The 17,058-nt window shown below is 72.9% G+C and carries 17 protein-coding genes; 9 read left to right on the forward strand and 8 right to left on the reverse strand.

Annotation, left to right across the window (positions count from 1 at the left end):
* Positions 1-11 precede the first annotated feature (11 nt).
* Positions 12-461 (reverse strand): hypothetical protein, encoded by a 450-nt coding sequence (locus M8C11_RS18890; protein ID WP_252451538.1) that lies wholly within the window; start codon positions 459-461, stop codon positions 12-14.
* A 224-nt stretch (positions 462-685) separates the two neighbouring features.
* On the opposite strand from M8C11_RS18890, the gene M8C11_RS30275 reads away from it, so the two are divergent.
* A complete protein-coding gene (locus M8C11_RS30275) occupies positions 686-820 on the forward strand; it encodes a hypothetical protein (protein WP_256487032.1) in 135 nt (44 codons plus the stop codon).
* Positions 821-889: 69 nt separating this feature from the next.
* On the opposite strand, the gene M8C11_RS18895 is transcribed toward M8C11_RS30275, so the two are convergent.
* The 3 genes from M8C11_RS18895 to M8C11_RS18905 form a co-directional block, all read right to left on the reverse strand.
* Positions 890-2,116, reverse strand: coding sequence for a hypothetical protein (locus M8C11_RS18895; protein ID WP_120572386.1), 1,227 nt, complete (start codon positions 2,114-2,116; stop codon positions 890-892).
* Between the two features lie 52 nt (positions 2,117-2,168).
* Entirely contained in the window at positions 2,169-3,827 is a 1,659-nt protein-coding gene (locus M8C11_RS18900; RefSeq protein WP_120572385.1) for a GTPase, read from the reverse strand.
* Between the two features lie 136 nt (positions 3,828-3,963).
* Positions 3,964-5,781: an ABC transporter gene (locus M8C11_RS18905; RefSeq protein ID WP_145755014.1), complete on the reverse strand. Its 1,818-nt coding sequence runs from the start codon at positions 5,779-5,781 to the stop codon at positions 3,964-3,966.
* Between the two features lie 210 nt (positions 5,782-5,991).
* Here M8C11_RS18905 and dnaK point away from each other — a divergent pair, with 210 nt between their 5' ends.
* The 5 genes from dnaK (at position 5,992) to M8C11_RS18930 (ending at position 10,756) form a co-directional block, all read left to right on the forward strand.
* Positions 5,992-7,854 (forward strand): molecular chaperone DnaK, encoded by a 1,863-nt coding sequence (gene dnaK / locus M8C11_RS18910; protein ID WP_071097240.1) that lies wholly within the window; start codon positions 5,992-5,994, stop codon positions 7,852-7,854.
* 48 nt (positions 7,855-7,902) lie between these two features.
* Positions 7,903-8,640, forward strand: coding sequence for a nucleotide exchange factor GrpE (gene grpE, locus M8C11_RS18915; protein ID WP_120572383.1), 738 nt, complete (start codon positions 7,903-7,905; stop codon positions 8,638-8,640).
* A gap of 79 nt (positions 8,641-8,719) precedes the next feature.
* Positions 8,720-9,907, forward strand: a complete 1,188-nt coding sequence (gene dnaJ, locus M8C11_RS18920; protein WP_120572382.1) for a molecular chaperone DnaJ — start codon at positions 8,720-8,722, stop codon at positions 9,905-9,907.
* Between the two features lie 24 nt (positions 9,908-9,931).
* The gene (locus M8C11_RS18925; protein WP_091413778.1) at positions 9,932-10,372 is read left to right on the forward strand and encodes a heat shock protein transcriptional repressor HspR; all 441 of its coding nucleotides are present in this window, start codon (positions 9,932-9,934) and stop codon (positions 10,370-10,372) included.
* Between the two features lie 177 nt (positions 10,373-10,549).
* Entirely contained in the window at positions 10,550-10,756 is a 207-nt protein-coding gene (locus M8C11_RS18930) for a hypothetical protein (protein ID WP_013283368.1), read from the forward strand.
* A 77-nt stretch (positions 10,757-10,833) separates the two neighbouring features.
* On the opposite strand, the gene M8C11_RS18935 is transcribed toward M8C11_RS18930, so the two are convergent.
* From M8C11_RS18935 to M8C11_RS18950, 4 genes are all read right to left on the reverse strand, one after another.
* A complete protein-coding gene (locus tag M8C11_RS18935) occupies positions 10,834-11,262 on the reverse strand; it encodes a hypothetical protein (protein WP_013473407.1) in 429 nt (142 codons plus the stop codon).
* Between the two features lie 166 nt (positions 11,263-11,428).
* Positions 11,429-12,646: a cation:proton antiporter gene (locus tag M8C11_RS18940; RefSeq protein ID WP_252451541.1), complete on the reverse strand. Its 1,218-nt coding sequence runs from the start codon at positions 12,644-12,646 to the stop codon at positions 11,429-11,431.
* 5 nt (positions 12,647-12,651) lie between these two features.
* Complete coding sequence (locus M8C11_RS18945; protein WP_091416018.1) at positions 12,652-13,152, reverse strand: cation:proton antiporter regulatory subunit; 501 nt, start codon at positions 13,150-13,152, stop codon at positions 12,652-12,654.
* An 81-nt stretch (positions 13,153-13,233) separates the two neighbouring features.
* Positions 13,234-13,452 carry a winged helix-turn-helix domain-containing protein gene (locus M8C11_RS18950; RefSeq protein WP_121685715.1) on the reverse strand — a complete coding sequence of 73 codons (219 nt, stop codon included), beginning with the start codon at positions 13,450-13,452 and terminating at the stop codon, positions 13,234-13,236.
* A gap of 205 nt (positions 13,453-13,657) precedes the next feature.
* Here M8C11_RS18950 and M8C11_RS18955 point away from each other — a divergent pair, with 205 nt between their 5' ends.
* From M8C11_RS18955 to clpB, 3 genes are all read left to right on the forward strand, one after another.
* The gene (locus M8C11_RS18955; protein WP_374668688.1) at positions 13,658-13,975 is read left to right on the forward strand and encodes a DivIVA domain-containing protein; all 318 of its coding nucleotides are present in this window, start codon (positions 13,658-13,660) and stop codon (positions 13,973-13,975) included.
* On the forward strand, positions 13,972-14,226 hold the full coding sequence (locus M8C11_RS18960) for a hypothetical protein (RefSeq protein WP_120572377.1): 255 nt from the start codon (positions 13,972-13,974) through the stop codon (positions 14,224-14,226). Before M8C11_RS18955 ends, M8C11_RS18960 begins: the two co-directional genes overlap by 4 nt.
* A gap of 108 nt (positions 14,227-14,334) precedes the next feature.
* Positions 14,335-16,926 (forward strand): ATP-dependent chaperone ClpB, encoded by a 2,592-nt coding sequence (gene clpB, locus M8C11_RS18965; protein WP_252451555.1) that lies wholly within the window; start codon positions 14,335-14,337, stop codon positions 16,924-16,926.
* Positions 16,927-17,058: the final 132 nt, after the last annotated feature.

A 17,058-nucleotide genomic window follows, 5' to 3' on the forward strand; every position in this document is an offset into this window, starting at 1 on the left:
CCCAGCCGCGGCTACCTGCTCACCGTGGCGTTGCTCGCCGGCACCGCGTCGATGCCGATCCTCGCCGCGATCAGCACCGGATCGGCCAGCGTCGGCAACAGCGCCCTCCCCGACACCAGCACCCCGTTCCTGCCGACCCCCTCGGTCGGCCCGGTGGTCATCCCGATGCCCCGGGGCACCCAGGCGCCGGCGCCGTCCACGCCCACGCCCGCCGTCGACGTGACCTCGGTGCCCCCGGCCCGGCCGGTGCTCCCGGCGGCGCCGGCCCTGCCGGACGACAGCGACCTCGGCTCCCGGCACCGGTCCCGCCCGGTCGCCGCGCCACCGCCGCCGTCCACGCCGGTCCGGCCCACCCCGGTCCGCCCGCCGCGCCCGTCGCCGGTGCCCTCGCCGACGCCGTCGCCGTCGCCGTCGGATCCGAGTACGCCCGAGCCGAGCCCGAGCCCCGAGCCGTCCGTCACGACCGCCGAGCCGACGGCCACCTCCGAGCCCTCGTCGGAACCGACGTCCGAGCCCTCCGGCCCATCGGGTACGTCCGGTCCACCGGATCCGTCCGGTCCACCGGACCCGTCCGGTCCCGCCGATCCGTCAGGTTCCGCCGGTCCGTCGAGTTCCGCCGATCCGTCCGGCCCGGCCAGCCGGTCGGTTTCCCACACCTGATGATCGACACCACTCCGGCGTAGTGGTGCAGTCCCGACGCGCCCGATGCAGCCACTTCGCCGAGCTGGTGTGGATCAACGAGGGTCGGGGGCACGCCCACTCGTGGCGGGTCGGGCTGGTCGGAACGTGGCAGCGCGTGATCGACACCACCACGGCGTGATGGTGTGGTTCCGGTCGGACTGATGCCGCCACCTCGCCGAGGTGGTGCCGATCATGCGGGCGCGAATGCCTAGGCCGGGTCGTCGGTGAGGCGGTGGCGGTTCGCCTCGATCCAGGCGTTCAGCGCCTCCGGGTCGTCCGGGTCCACCCCGTCCGCCATGAGCTGGGCCACCGCCGCGGTGGCCGGGCTGCGCCGCTCGCCGGTGCTGTAGAGCCGCGCGAACTCCGGGACCATCTCGGTGATCGCCTCGTCCGTCCGGGCGGCCGCCGACTGCGACAGCCCGCGCTGCCGGGCCGCGTACGCCGCCCAGGCGCGCAGCACCCGGGGCAGCATCGCCGCGTCGTCCATGTCCAGCACGGCCCGGCGGTGCACCCAGTCGAGCAGGAACAGCTCGGCGACCATCGGGCTCCACCGCATCGGGTCGGCGTCCGGGAAGCTGGCCGCGTGGTCGAGCAGCAGGCCGAGGCAGAAGTGCAGCGAGGCCAGCTCGCCGTCGGCCACCTCGGGCAGGCCGAACCGGGTCGCCTCGGGCGAGTCGAGGAAGGCGCGGACCAGGCGGGTGCGCTCCTCGTCGGTGGGCGGCGGCACGACCGCCGGACCGGCCGGCGGGGTCGGCCCGGGCAGTGCGGCGAGCCGGGCGCCCACGAGCGCCCGGTCGGTGGCGAGCGAGCCCTGCGCGGGCAGCTCGGCGAGGTCGTCGGTGACCGCCAGGTGGCGGCTCACCTCGGCGTGCATCCGGGCCGGGTCCTCGGTGCGGAACCAGGTGAACTCGTCCTCGGTGCAGATCTCCCGGGCCTGCTCGACGATCCGTCCGGCCGGGCCGCCGACGAAGACGTCCTTGGTGATGCCGATGTTGTGGTCGACGAGGGCCACCAGGGCGTGCTCCGGGCCGCCCTCCTCCTCGTCGTCGTACGCGAACGTGGCGAGGTAGGAGGTCTGGTCGCCGTACACGTCGCCGTAGGCCCAGGCGCCGGTGACGCGCACCCGGCCGAGCTGGCCGGCCCACGACGGGGCGTACGCGCCGGGCCGGACCCGGGCGGCGCCCTCGGCGTCGGGCACCAGGGCGGCGAAGACGGCCCGCAGTGTGGTCGCGGCGGCGCTGCGGCGCCGGGACGTGGCGGCGAGGAAGCCGGTGACGAACTCGCGGACGGCCTGCTCCCGGTCGTGCTCCGCGACGGCGTAGACGCTGCCCAGCAACGCGGCGCCGAGCATCTCCGCGTCCAGGGCCGAGTCGAGCCTCGTCACGTCGCGCGCGGCGTGCAGCACCGCGTCGTAGGGGGTCTGTGGCGTGGCCATGCATCGACCCTACGCCGCACCGGCCGCCCCCACACCGGTCAGCACGCCGGGTTCAGCGCGGTCCCGCCTCGCGCAGCGCCTCCCGGGCCGTGCCGTAGCGCGCCAGCACCGCCCAGACCGGGTCCAGCACGTACTTCTCCCCGACGCTGCCCACCGAGGTGAGCAGGCGCTCCTCGGCCCGCCGCCGGGCCCGCCGCGCGGCCCACCCCACCACCGGCCGGGTGACCGCCGCGACGAGCAGCCCGGCCAGCAGGCCACCGAGCAGCAGGACGGTGGGCCAGGGCACCACGCCGAGCGTCGGGTGTTCCAGCTCCGGCAGGCCGAGCAGGCGCAGCGCGTACCCCAGGACCAGCCAGGCCAGGCCGGCCAGCGCGGCAAGGGTGACCACCCACTGGATCACGCCCACCACCCGCCACCAGGCGGGCCGCCGGTCCATGCCCAGGTCGGTCGCGGCGACCGCGTGGTCGAGCGCGCCCGGCAGGTCGGCCTGCCGGGCCCGGGCCGCGGCGGTCACCGCGGCCGGCCACGGCGCCGGCAGACCGGCACCGGACCGGTCGGCCACCGCGCGGATCGCCAGCGTCAGCGCCGAGCGCTGCGCGGCTGTCGGATCGGGTACGGAGGTCGCCGCGACCAGGCTCTCCGCCGGCGCGTCCGGGTCCCGCCCGGAGAGGTGCAACCGGCGCAGCGGATCCGGCCGCAGCTTGCGCCAGCTCCGCAGCATCGGCCAGCCGGTGTTGCCGACCGCCCGGTGCCGGTACGCGCCCTCGACCGCCGCCGCCACCGTCGGCACCCCGGCCGCCCCGGCGAGGGCCCGGGTCAGCTCCTGTGCCGACGCGTCACCGGGCCGGGTGCGCGGCGGCTCCGGCCCCACGAGCGGTTCGAGATCGGCCACCACGGCGTCCACGTCGCCGGAGAGCCGGCGCAGCGCGGCCTGCCGTTCGGCGACCGTACGCTCCAGCTCGGCCCGCAGCCCGTCCAGCCCGTTCGGGTCCACCGCGACCGTCGGCAGCAGCGGCACCCCGCCCAGCCCGTCGGCGTCGAGCAGCCGGCGCAGGTCGTCGAGGACCTTCGGCAGCTCGGTCGGGTGCAGCCGGTCGGCCTGGTTGAGCACCACGACCGTGACGTCCTTGTGCCTGTGGAACTCGCGCAGGTAGCTGGTGTGGATCACGCGGTCGGCGTACTTCTGCGGGTCGACCACCCAGACCACGAGGTCGACCAGGCCGAGCAGGCGGTCGACCTCCAGCCGGTGGCCGTGCTGCACCGAGTCGAAGTCGGGCAGGTCGAGCAGGACGAGGCCGTGCAGGTTCGACTCGTCGTCGGCGTCCAGCGGGCTCTCCCGGACGAACCGGTGCCGGGGCAGCACCCCGACCCAGTCGAGCAGCCGGACCGCGCCGTCGAGCGGGCCCCACACGCAGGCGTGCGCGACACCTGTCGTCGGCCGGCGTACGCCCACCGGCGAGAGGTCGAGCCGCGCCAGCGAGTTGAACAGGCTCGACTTGCCGCTGCCGGTCGCACCGGCCAGCGCTACCACCGTGTGCCGGCCGGAGAGCGCGAGCCGGTCACCGGCGCGCTCGACCACCGTGTGCGCGGCGACGAGCTGGGCGTCGGGCACGTCGCCGTCCACCGCCGCGAGGAACCGCTGGATCGCGGTCAGCCGTTCGATCAGGGTGTCCGGGTCGACCCGCTGCTCACCCCGCATCGCCTCGCGCATCCGTCCCACGATGTTGCTCACGGTGCCTTCCTTGCTCGCGACTGCGGGGCTCGCAAAACCGGCTCACTCCTCGCGCTCACGGGGCCGGTCTCTGTTCGCGACTGCGGGGCTCGCAAAACCGGCTCACTCCTCGCGCTCACGGGCGACCGTCCTGCTCGGGGGCCGGGAACAGACCGCTGCGGTGCCGGGCCCGCTCGACCTCTACGGCGGCCCAGCGCAGCGCCGCACCGGCGTTGGCGGCCGGGCGCTCGGCCTCGGTGCGGCTCAGGTAGCGCGCGGCCTCCTCGGCCAGCAGCTTGCCGACCCGGTCGAGCAGGTCGACGCGGGCCTTGCGGGACAGGTTGCGGACCGCCTGGTCGCCGAAGATCGCCTGGAGCACGGTCTGCCCGGCCACCGCCGTGCCGGTGCCCGCGGCGACCTCCAGCCCGGTCGGGATGAACGCGGTGGAGGCGAACACGCCGATCATGACGGCGAGGCCGGTGGCGTTGACCGCGTACGCGGCCGTGCGGGCCACGAACCGCCGGTCGCCGCCCTCGACCCGGACCAGCTCCAGCACGCCGCGCTGCCAGTCGCGGACCAGCTGCTCGGCCCGCTGCGGCAGGTCGGCCGAGGGATGGGCCAGGTCCGGCTCCAGCAGCGCCGCGCCCGCCGGGTGCGCCTTCCAGCCGGTGTACGCGTTCTCCGCCGCCTCGGCGGCCACCCCGCGCAGCAGCGTGACGAGCTGGGACTCGATCGCGGTACGCAGTTCCGAGGCGGGAGCGGGCCGCCCGGTGACCGCCGCGACCACCCGGTCGCGCAGCCGCCCGATGCGGGCCTCCAGCCCACGGAAGAAGTCGCCGGTGCCGATGAACTCCTGCCACCGGGCCAGTACCTCGCCGCGCAGCAGCCGGCCGTCCTTGAGCCCCTGGTCGACGCTCCGCTCCGCGCTCCGGTACGCGGCCTGGACCCGCTCGTCCAGCGCGTCGGCGGCGGTGACCTGCTCGTCGGCGGCCTCGGCCAACGCCTCCACCACCGGGTGCAGCGCGGCCAGCGCGCCGTCGAGCGTCTGCCGGACCACCACGGCGCGGGCCTCGGCGTCGCCGGCGAGCCGGGCGAACCAGTCGCTCAGCGGCGCGGTGATCCGGTCCGGCAGCAGCCCCTGCCCGTCCACCCAGGTCTCCGGGAGCACGAACAGCGGCGAGGCGCCCAGCTCCTGCTCGGCGAGCATCTCGGACAGGTGGGTGGCGACCTCGTCGGCGGCCTCCGGGGGAACCCGGTCCAGCACCATCGCCACGGCGGTGCCCCGGGCGCGGGCGCTGCGGAGCAGCTCCCAGGGGACGGCGTCGGCGTACCGGGCGGCGGTGGTGACGAACAGCCAGAGGTCGGCGGCGGCGAGCAGTTGACCGGCGAGCGCCCGGTTGGCGTCGACCACCGAGTCGATGTCGGGCGCGTCGAGGAACGCCAGGCCGGGCGGCAGCGCCGGTGCGGTGACCAGGTGCAGGGTGCCCGGCTGCTCGCTGGGCTCGGTGGTCCGGGTCAGGCCGGGCAGCAGCTCGCCCTGCCGGAACCAGGCCGCGTCGGTCGGGCTGCACACCAGCACCGGGGAGCGGGTGGTGGGGCGGAGCACGCCCGCCGCGCTGACCCGCGCCTTGACCAGGCTGTTGACGAGCGTCGACTTGCCGGCGCCGGTGGAGCCGCCGACGACCACCAGGAGCGGCGCGTCGAGCCGGGCCAGCCGGGGCAGCAGGTAGTCGTCGAGCTGGTCGGTGAGGCTCGCGGCGGCGTGCCGGGCCGGCTCGGCGGAGGGCAGGGTCAGCGGGAAGCGGGCCGCACTGATCGCCGCGCGCAGGCCGGTGAGCGCGGCGGGCAGGCCGTCGGCGGCGTGAGCAGGCTGGTCGTCGCCCGTGGTGGCTCCGGTGCGGGCTGCGACGGCGGGCGCGCCGGCACGGGTGGCGGAATCGCCATGCGTCGTCACCGCTAAAGCGTGCCCGACCGACGCAAGGTAAGACAACCAGACAGTAGTAACGGTCGGGTTGCGCCGGGTCGGCTCAACCTCGACTTGCGGATTGGCGATCGCGTGGCACTATTGAGTCAAGTTCACTCAACTTATGGTGCGGTCGCTTCCGGGCGACCCGCCGAGCAGGCCGTCTGACCTGCTCACCCGTTACGAAGCGAGGAAGCGAACATGGCACGTGCGGTCGGCATCGACCTCGGCACGACGAACTCCTGCGTCAGCGTTCTCGAGGGCGGTGAGCCCACCGTCATCGCCAACGCCGAGGGCTCGCGTACGACTCCCTCGATCGTCGCGTTCGCCCGCAACGGCGAGGTGCTCGTCGGTGAGGTCGCCAAGCGCCAGGCGGTGACCAACCCCGACCGGACCATCCGGTCGGTCAAGCGTGAGATCGGCACCAACTGGACCGTCGACATCGACGGCAAGAAGTACACCCCGCAGGAGATCTCGGCGCGCACGCTGATGAAGCTCAAGCGGGACGCCGAGGCGTACCTGGGCGAGCAGATCACCGACGCGGTGATCACCGTCCCGGCCTACTTCAACGACGGGCAGCGCCAGGCCACCAAGGAGGCCGGTGAGATCGCCGGCTTCAACGTGCTGCGGATCGTGAACGAGCCGACCGCGGCGGCCCTGGCGTACGGCCTGGACAAGGGCTCCAAGGAGCAGACCGTCCTGGTCTTCGACCTCGGTGGCGGCACCTTCGACGTGTCGCTGCTGGAGCTGGCCGAGGGCGTGGTGGAGGTCAAGTCCACCAGCGGTGACAACCAGCTCGGTGGTGACGACTGGGACCAGCGCATCATCGACCACTTGGTGAAGACGTTCCGCGGCGAGCACGGCATCGACCTCTCGCAGGACAAGATGGCCATGCAGCGGCTCAAGGAGGCGGCCGAGAAGGCCAAGATCGAGCTGTCCGCCGCCACCACCAGCAACATCAACCTGCCGTACATCACCGCCGGCTCGGCCGGCCCGCTGCACCTGGACGTGACGCTCAGCCGCGCCGAGTTCCAGCGCATGACGCAGGACCTGCTGGACCGCTGCAAGGGCCCGTTCGAGCAGGCCGTCAAGGACGCCGGCATCAAGATCTCGGACGTCGACCACGTCATCCTGGTCGGCGGCTCGACCCGTATGCCGGCCGTGACCGACCTGGTCAAGCAGCTCACCGGCCGCGACCCGAACAAGGGCGTCAACCCGGACGAGGTCGTCGCCGTCGGCGCCGCCCTCCAGGCCGGTGTGCTCAAGGGCGAGGTCAAGGACGTCCTGCTGCTCGACGTGACCCCGCTGAGCCTGGGCATCGAGACCAAGGGCGGCATCTTCACCAAGCTCATCGAGCGCAACACCACCATCCCGACCAAGCGCTCCGAGGTGTTCACCACCGCCGACGACAACCAGCCGTCGGTGCTGATCCAGGTGTTCCAGGGCGAGCGGGACATCGCCGCCTACAACAAGAAGCTCGGCACCTTCGAGCTGACCGGTCTCCCGCCGGCCCCGCGCGGCGTGCCCCAGATCGAGGTCACGTTCGACATCGACGCCAACGGCATCGTGAACGTGCACGCCAAGGACCTGGGCACCGGCAAGGAGCAGAAGATGACGATCACCGGCGGCTCCTCGCTGCCGAAGGACGACATCGAGCGGATGCGCCGGGACGCCGAGGAGCACGCCGACGAGGACAAGCGTCGCCGTGAGGAGGCCGAGACCCGCAACGTGGCCGAGGCGCTCCAGTGGCAGACCGAGAAGTTCCTCGCCGAGAGCGGTGACAAGCTGCCCAGCGAGAACCGTGACCAGCTCAACGAGGCGCTCGGCGAGCTGCGCAGCGCCCTCGGCGGGCAGGACATCGAGAAGATCAAGTCCGCCCACGAGAAGCTGGCGCAGGTCTCCCAGCAGGCGGGCTCGCTGCTCTACGCCCAGCAGCAGGAGGGCGAGCAGACCGCCCCGGGCGCGGCCGGGCCGGGTGCCGGCGCGGGTGCGGCCGGTGGCCCGAAGGCCGGTGGCGACGACGACGTGGTCGACGCGGAGATCGTGGACGAGGACAAGAAGTGACTTCCGGTCCCGGACACGATTCGCACGGCAGAGGGATGAGGTAACCGCATGACGGACAAGCCACGAGCGGCCGACCCGGGTGCCACCGGGTCGGCGCCGGGCGCCGGCAAGGACACCGGCGACGAACCCCGGGTCGTCATCCGCGACAAGCGCAAGCTCGGCAAGGTGACCGAGCAGCCGGCGAACGACGCCTCGGCGGCCGACGCGGCCGCCGACGCGCCCGCCGAAGGGCTGGTCGAGGAGGCCGAGGTCGTGGTCGACGAGATCGGCGGCGAGGCCGAGGTCGGCGGTCCGACCGTGGTCGACTCGCCCGCCGAGCCGAAGGGCGGGACCGGCACGGACGCGCCGCTCGGCGCCGAGCTGGAGTCGCTCCGCACCGACCTGGAGGAGCGCACCCGCGACCTCCAGCGGGTGACCGCGGAGTACGCCAACTACCGCAAGCGGGTCGACCGGGACCGCAACCTGGTCCAGGAGCAGGCCACCGGGGCTGTGCTCACCGCACTGCTGCCGATCCTCGACGACCTGGACCGGGCCCGCGAGCACGGCGACCTGGTGGGCCCGTTCGGCAGCGTGGCCGAGCAGCTCACCGGCGCGCTCACGAAGTTCGGCCTGACCGCGTTCGGCGAGAAGGGTGACCCGTTCGACCCGACCCGGCACGAGGCGGTGGCGCACCAGACCTCCGCCGACGTGACGGAGCCGACCTGCGTACAGGTCATGCGGCGCGGCTACCAGCTCGGCGAGCGGCTGCTGCGGCCCGCCATGGTCGCGGTCGCGGACCCGGAGTAGTGCCGACCCGTGACGTCCCGCCCGCCCGCACCGGGCGGGCGGGACGACCGGGATTCGACCCGTGGAAGGGGGTGGACCGGTGAGTTCCAAGGACTGGATCGAGAAGGACTACTACGCCGCGTTGGGCGTGGACAAGTCCGCCTCCTCGGACGAGATCAAGAAGGCGTACCGCAAGTTGGCCCGGGAGTCGCACCCGGACCACAACCCCGGCGACACCGGCGCGGAGGAGCGGTTCAAGACCGTCTCCGAGGCGTACGCGGTGCTCGGTGACGAGAAGAAGCGCCGCGAGTACGACGAGATGCGCTCGCTGTTCGGCTCCGGCGCCTTCCGGCGCAACGCCCGCGGCGCGGGCCAGCCGGGCGGGATGCCGTTCGACGTCTCCGACCTGTTCGGCGGCGGCGCGGGCGCCGGCGACAACCGGTTCAGCGGCGGCGGCTTCACCGACCTGTTCAGCTCGATCTTCTCCGGCGGCGGAGGCGGCGGTGGTCCGGCGCGTCCGCGCGGCCCGGCCCGTGGCCGGGACGTGGAGACCGAGGTGGCGCTCGACTTCGAGGACGCGGTACGCGGCGTCACGCTGCCACTGACGCTGCGCGCTCCCGGGGTCTGCGACACCTGCCACGGCAACGGCGCGAAGCCCGGCACCCAGCCGGTGGCCTGCCCGGTCTGCCACGGCGCCGGGGTGACCACCCGCAACCAGGGGTCGTTCAGCTTCTCCGAGCCGTGCCGCAACTGCCAGGGCGTCGGCACGATCGTCGAGGAGAAGTGCCCGGAGTGCCACGGCACCGGCGGGGTCACCAAGACCCGCACGCTGAACGTGCGCTTCCCGGCCGGTGTGGCCGACGGGCAGCGGATCCGCCTGGCCGGCCGGGGTGAGCCCGGCGAGCGGGGCGGTGCGGCGGGTGACCTGTTCGTACAGGTGAAGGTCCGCCCGGACGAGCTGTTCGGGCGTACCGGGGACGACCTGACCCTGACCGTCCCGATCACATACGCCGAGGCGGTTCTCGGCACGGACCTGCGCGTACCGACCCTGGACGGGACGGTGACCCTGCGGGTGCCACCGGGTACGCCCAGCGGGCGGGTGCTGCGCGCCCGCGGCAAGGGCGTCGTACGCAAGGACGGCCGCGCCGGTGACCTGCTGGTCACACTCGACGTGGTGGTCCCGGCGAAGGTGTCGGACGAGGCGCGGGCGGCGCTGGAGACCTTCGCGGCGCAGACTCCGCCCGCCGCGCGGGAACATCTGGACGCGCGGGTACGTCGATTCAGTTGAGGTCGGCAGCGGAGGTGAGCGGGCATGTCGGAGGAGTACGTCGGCTCGGGTGACCCGGCCTACGAGGCCAAGGTCTTGATGATCTCGGTGGCCGCGCGGATGGCGGGGATGCACCCCCAGACGCTGCGCCAGTACGACCGGCTGGGCCTGGTGCAGGCCGGCCGGGCGTCCGGTGGCGGTCGCCGGTACAGCGTCCGGGACGTGGTGCTGCTCCGCGAGGTGCAGCGGCTCAGCCAGGACGACGGGATCAACCTGGCCGGGGTCAAGCGGATCATCGCGCTGGAGCGGCTGCTCGAAGAGGCGCAGCAGCGGGTGGCCCGGCTGGAGGCGGAACTCGACGCCGCGTACCGGCGGATCGCCGAGCTGGAGTCGCTCGGCGGCTTCCCCCGTGGCGACCTCGTGCCCACCAACCGCACGTCCACCGCGCTCGTCGTCTGGCGTCCGCGCCGCGCTCCCGACCGCTGACCTCGTACCTGAAGGCCGGCGCGCCCCGCTCCCCCGGGGCCGCGCCGGCCTTCGTCGTCCCCCGGGCGGTTCGCGGGCCGGGTCAGGGGAAAGCGGCGTACGGCAGGGTGGGGTCAACTACGCTTTTCCGCAGGGGGCAAAAGCCCCAAAGCGGATTCCGGGCTGGCGGGGGGAGTCATGACGGAACCGGCGAAGAAGGTGGCCGAGCGCGCGGAGGAACGGCTGGAGAAGGTGGCCGAGAACGTCCGCGAGCGGTTCGACCGGGTCACCGAGGGACGCTTCAGCGACAAGGTCAAGGAAGGGCGCTTCGCCGACCAGACGGACCACGGCGTGGACCGGGCACGGGACGACGAGCGGCGCAAGAAGCAGGGCGGGTCGACCTGACGATCCGCCGACGTGCGGGCCGGGATCCACGGGGGATCCCGGCCCGTTCGCCGTGCCGAGGCTGTTCAGGGCGGCCGTCAGAGGCGGCGGTTCTCGCGGACCAGGCCGCCCTCGCACCAGTCCCGGTAGACGAAGAGATCCGGCCGGGCGAGCAGCACCCGGCTGTTGTGCGCCCAGTTGCGCATCAGGTCGTCGCCGGACTTCTCGGCCTGCTCGACCAGCTTGCGGAACCGGCGCTTGGGGTGGGCGCGGAAGTTCGTCCGGATGCCGTCGGCGGCGTAGATGTAGAGGCAGTGCAGCGTGAACCGCCGCGCCGGGCAGCCCTGGTCCATCGCCAGATCGAACAGCGTCTGCACCAGGTGGTCACCGGCGACCAGCAGGTCCCAGTCGGGCGGCATCGAGGTCAGCGGCACCGAATCCGGTTGATAGGCCCACGCCCGAAGCTCGGCGGGCGAGGGATCGACCGGATTGGCGAAGCCGCGGAACGTCTCTTCCTGCACGCTCACCGGCCGACCTTCCGCTTGCGCTGGCGGGGGCGCAGGCCACCCGCGGACCCTGGCTGCTGGGCCGAAACGTTAACGCGGTTGGACGGAGCAGGGGTAGACCTTCCCGGGATCAATTTGACAACGCCGGGCCGGATCTGCCCCACGGCTGATCCGGCCCGGCACCGTGTCAGTCGCCGGAGGCCAGGGGTAGCGGCGCGGGCGGCCGTGCGGCGGCGGCGCGGCTGCGCAGCCACTGCTTGAACCATGGGGTGTCGGGCAGCCGGGCGAGCAGCGGCCCGGTCACCACCGTGATCAACACGTACGCGGTGGCGAGCGCGGCGAGCTTCGGCTCCACCGGGTAGATGGCCGCGACGGCCAGCCCGGCGATGACGATGGAGAACTCGCCGCGCGGAGTCAGCGCCAGGCCGGCCCGCCAGCGGCCGGGCTCGGCGATCCCGGCCCGGCGGGCGGCCAGGTAGCCGGTGGCCACCTTCGTCGCCATGGTCACCACTGCGAGCAGCAGCGCGGGCAGCAGTACCGGCGGCATGTCCAGCGGGTTGGTCACCAGCCCGAAGAACACGAAGAAGACCGCGGCGAACAGGTCACGCAGCGGGGAGAGCAGCTCGGTGGCGTGGTGCGCCACCGGCCCGGACAGCGCGATGCCCACCAGGAACGCGCCGACCGCCGCGGACACCTGGAGCTTGGCCGCGACACCGGCGACCAGCAGGGTCAGGCCGAGCACCCCGAGCAGGAGTGCCTCCGGATCCTTGGCGGAGAGCGCGGCGGAGATCAGGTGGCCGTACCGGATGGCCACGGCCAGCACGACGACCACGGTGAACACCGCGACGGCGAGCGCGATGCCGCCCTTGACCAGGCCGACCCCGGCGAGCAGCGCGGTGACCAGCGGCAGGTAGAGGGCCATCGCCAGATCCTCGATCACCAGGACGGAGAGGATCACCGGGGTCTCCCGGTTACCGACCCGGCCCAGGTCACCGAGCACCTTGGCGATCACGCCGGACGACGACACCCACGTGACGCCCGCGAGCACCACCGCCGCCACCCAGCCCCAGCCGAGCAGGAGCGCGAAGGCGAACCCGGGCAGCGCGTTGAACACCGCGTCGATCAGGCCGGCCGGCGCGGCGGACCGGAGGTTGCCCACCAGCTCGTTGGCGCTGTACTCCAGGCCGAGCATGACCAGCAGCAGGATCACGCCGATCTCCGCGCCGACGGCGAAGAACTCCTCGCTGGCGTTGAGCGGCAGCAGACCACCGTGCCCGAACGCCAGGCCGGCGAGCAGGTACAGCGGGATGGGCGACACGCCGAAGCGACGGCTCAGCCGGCCGAGCAGGCCGAGCAGGAGCAGCAGCGCACCGACCTCGATGAGCAGGATTGTGGTTTCGTGCATACGCGTCAGCCGTCCGGATCGGTCTCGGCGAGGATCGCGGTCACGCCGTCGAGCCCCTGACGGGTACCGACCACGACGACCACATCGCCGGCCTCGAACCGGAAGGTGGGATCGGGCGAGACGTTCACGGCGCCCTGACGCAGCACGGCCACGATTGACGCGCTGGTCCGGGTGCGCGCCTTGGTGTCCGCGAGCCGCTTGCCGACGTACTTCGACCCCGCCGGGATGGCGATCTGCTCGGTCAGCAGCCCGGCGGCCTGCTCGCGCAGCCCGGAGAGCTGACCCAGCATCAGCGACGCGCCGAGGATGTCGGCCAGCGCCTCCGCCTCGTCGTCGGTCAGGGGTATGTCGTGTTGGCAGGAGTCGGGATCGTCCGGGTCGTAGAGGACCAGGTCGCGACGGCCATTGCGGTGGGAGACCACGCCGAGCCGGCGGCCGGACTCCGTCATCAGGTCATGACGTACGCCGATCCCGGGCAGGGCGGTCTGTTCGACACGTACTCGCACGCGGGTGAGGCTACTCCGGGCGCGCACGTGCTGTTTCCGGGGCCGAACCACAGACTGGTCGATGCGGCTCGGGCGGCTGGTCTAGTCCCGTTCGGCTACGAACACGCCGACGCCTTCGAGCGTTTCGGTGAGGCCGGTCGCGCGCAGGATCATCATCGCCTTGCCGACGACGGTGTCGGAGACGCCGTATTCCTTGCACAGTTGGGCGCGGCTCGGCAGCTTGGTGCCGGGTGGCCACTCTCCCGAATCGATCTTGCTCTTCAGTTCGTCTGCGAGCACTTGGTACTGCTGCTTGGGCATACACACTCCCCGGATGGCACGCCCATTCGACCATGCAACCACCTCCAACCTCAAGCAATTGTGGGTCGGTCGTTGACCTACGACTGGTACCGATTGTAGGTTGCTGACGAACGCTCCCGGATGGCACCTGGAGCTTTCCCGGGTCGGGGCGGGCATCCCCCGTGGCTCGTCCCGACCCCCGTCCTCCGCGAGAAGGGACAGTGTCGTGCGCAATCTCCTGCGAATACGTCCGAAGCGGCGGAAGGCGGGCCCGCCCAACTCCGCGCCGGTCGGCGCCTACCGCTCCGCGTCGTACCTTCCGCTCCGGCCCTGGCAGGTGCGGGGCCACCGCTTCGCGACGTGCCGTCGAGGGCTGGACCCGGCCGAGGTCGCGGCGTTCCTCGATCGCGTCGCCGGGGACCTCGCCGCCGCGTACGCCGAAGTCGCCCGGAGCCGTGAGGAGACGGCCCGGATCAAGAGCGCGTTGCGCGAGTGGCAGTCCCGGCAGGCCCCGTCGATGCGCGATCTGGCCGGGCGGCCGTGACCGGGCGGTACGTGATCCATCTGCCGGTGCGCGCGGCGGACCTGGCCCGGGCGAAGATGCTCGGTCGCACGGCCGGCCGGTCGTTGGCCTTCCTCGCGGTGGTGGAGCTGGGCGGGATCACCGTCTCGGCGGAGGACGACCAGGCCGTACGCCATTGGGTGTTCTGCGACCGCAAGCTGGACGGCGGCCGGCGTTGCGTGCTGCGCGCCGACCACGAGACCCCCTGCCTGGCCCGCCTTCCACGTCGCTGACCGGCCGGGCCGGAGGACAGTGACTCAGGTCACACGGGTGGAGTTGAGCGGAATAGACTCAACTCTGGTTGTGTCATGTCCAGTGGACACGCCGATCCGGGGGAGCCCATGAACACGGAACGTCTCACCACCAAGAGCCGCGAGGCCATCACCGGTGCCGTCGCGCTGGCGAACCAGCGCGGTCACGCCACCGTGGAGCCCTGGCACCTGCTGCTGTCACTGCTGGACACCGAGGGCTCGACCGCCGCGGGCCTGCTGCGCGCCGTCGGGGCCGACCCCGCCGAGCTGCGCCGCGTCGCCCAGCGCTCCGTCGACGCGCTGCCCGCCGCGCGCGGGTCGAGCATCGCCGAGCCGACGCTGGCCCGCGAGTTCGTCAACGCCATCGGCGCCGCCGAGCAGATCGCGCGGCCGCTGGGCGACGAGTACACCTCCACCGAGCACCTGCTGGCCGGGCTCGCCCGGGTCGGCGGCGCCGTCTCGGTCGCGCTGAAGAACTCCGGTGCCACCGAGGAGAACCTGGTCGCGGCGTTCCCGACCGTCCGGGGCGGGGACCGCCGGGTCACCACCGCCGACCCGGAGCAGACCTACCAGGCCCTGGCCAAGTACGGCGTGGACCTCACCGCCAGCGCCCGCGACGGCAAGATCGACCCGGTGATCGGCCGGGACTCGGAGATCCGCCGGGTGATCCAGGTGCTCTCCCGGCGTACCAAGAACAACCCGGTGCTGATCGGCGAGCCGGGCGTCGGCAAGACCGCGATCGTGGAGGGCCTGGCCCAGCGGATCGTGGCCGGCGACGTGCCGGAGTCGCTGCGGGACAAGAAGCTGGTCTCGCTCGACCTCGGCGCGATGGTCGCCGGCGCGTCCTACCGCGGCCAGTTCGAGGAGCGGCTGAAGTCCGTGCTGGAGGAGATCAAGAACTCCGACGGCCAGGTCATCACCTTCCTCGACGAGCTGCACACCGTGGTCGGCGCGGGCAAGGGCGAGGGCTCGATGGACGCCGGCAACATGCTCAAGCCGATGCTGGCGCGCGGCGAGCTGCGGATGGTCGGCGCGACGACGCTCGACGAGTACCGCGAGCACATCGAGAAGGACCCCGCGCTGGAGCGCCGCTTCCAGCCGGTGCTGGTCGGCGAGCCGACCATCGAGGACACCATCGGCATCCTGCGCGGGCTCAAGGAGCGCTACGAGGTGCACCACGGCGTACGGATCACCGACGCTGCGCTGGTCGCCGCCGCCGCGCTCTCCGACCGCTACATCACCGACCGGTTCCTGCCGGACAAGGCGATCGACCTGGTCGACGAGTCCGCGTCCCGGCTGCGCATGGAGATCGACTCGCGCCCGGTCGAGGTGGACGAGATCGAGCGGGCGGTACGCCGGCTGGAGATCGAGGAGATGGCGCTGGCCAAGGAGCCGGACGCCGCGTCCGCCGAGCGTCTGGAGCGACTGCGCAAGGAGCTGGCCGACAAGCGGGAGCAGCTCACCGCGCTCTCCGAACGCTGGCAGACCGAGAAGAGCCACATCACCAAGCTCTCCACCGCCAAGGAGGAGCTGGAGCGCCTCGGCGGCGAGGCCGAGCGGGCCGAGCGCGACGGCGAGCTGGAACGTGCCGCCGAGCTGCGGTACGGCCGGATCCCCGCGCTGCGGACCGAGCTGAAGCAGGCCGAGGAGGAGCTGGCCCGGCTCCAGGCCGACGGCGCGATGCTCAAGGAGGAGGTCGGCGCGGACGACATCGCCGCCGTGGTCGCCTCCTGGACCGGCATCCCCGCCGGACGGCTGCTCGAAGGCGAGACCGCCAAGCTGCTCCGGATGGAGGAGTCGCTGCGCGGCCGCGTCGTCGGTCAGGCCGAGGCGGTCGGCGCGGTCTCCGACGCGGTCCGCCGTGCCCGGGCCGGCGTCGCCGACCCGGACCGCCCGACCGGCAGCTTCCTGTTCCTCGGCCCGACCGGCGTCGGCAAGACCGAGCTGGCCAAGGCGCTCGCCGAGTTCCTCTTCGACGACGAGCGGGCCATGGTCCGCATCGACATGAGCGAGTACGGCGAGAAGCACTCCGTGGCCCGCCTGGTCGGTGCCCCGCCCGGGTACGTCGGCTACGAGGAGGGCGGCCAGCTCACCGAGGCGGTACGCCGCCGGCCGTACTCGGTGATCCTGCTGGACGAGGTGGAGAAGGCCCACCCGGACGTCTTCGACGTGCTGCTCCAGGTGCTCGACGACGGCCGGCTCACCGACGGTCAGGGCCGCACCGTGGACTTCCGCAACGCGATCCTGATCCTCACCTCGAACCTGGGCTCGTCGGTGATCAGCGACCTGACGCTCACCGAGAACGAGCGCCGGGAGGGTGTGCTCGCGGTGGTCCGGTCGCACTTCAAGCCGGAGTTCCTCAACCGGCTCGACGACATCGTGGTGTTCGCCGCGCTCCAGGGCGAGGACCTGCGGTCGATCGTGGACATCCAGCTCGACCGGATGCGAACCCGTCTTGCGGACCGCCGGTTGGCACTGGACGTCAGCGACTCCGCACGCACCTGGCTGGCCGAGCACGGGTACGACCCGATCTACGGCGCCCGCCCGCTGCGCCGGCTGGTGCAGTCGGCGATCGGCGACCAGCTCGCGAAGGCGCTGCTGGCCGGCGAGATCCGCGACGGCGACACGGTTCGCGTCGACCTGTCCGACTCCAAGGAGTCCCTGGCGGTCACCGCCGCCTGACCCGCACCACCCTTGCGAAGGCCCGGCCTCCGGCCGGGCCTTCGCCGTCCCGCCGCACTCCGCCCTGCTGCCCCACCCGCCGGGGCTCGCCTCAACCTCCACCTGCGTTGATCAAGGAGTTTGTGCCCTGTG

It is taken from the genome of Micromonospora sp. CPM1 (assembly GCF_023896895.1).
Lineage (GTDB): Bacteria > Actinomycetota > Actinomycetes > Mycobacteriales > Micromonosporaceae > Micromonospora > Micromonospora tulbaghiae.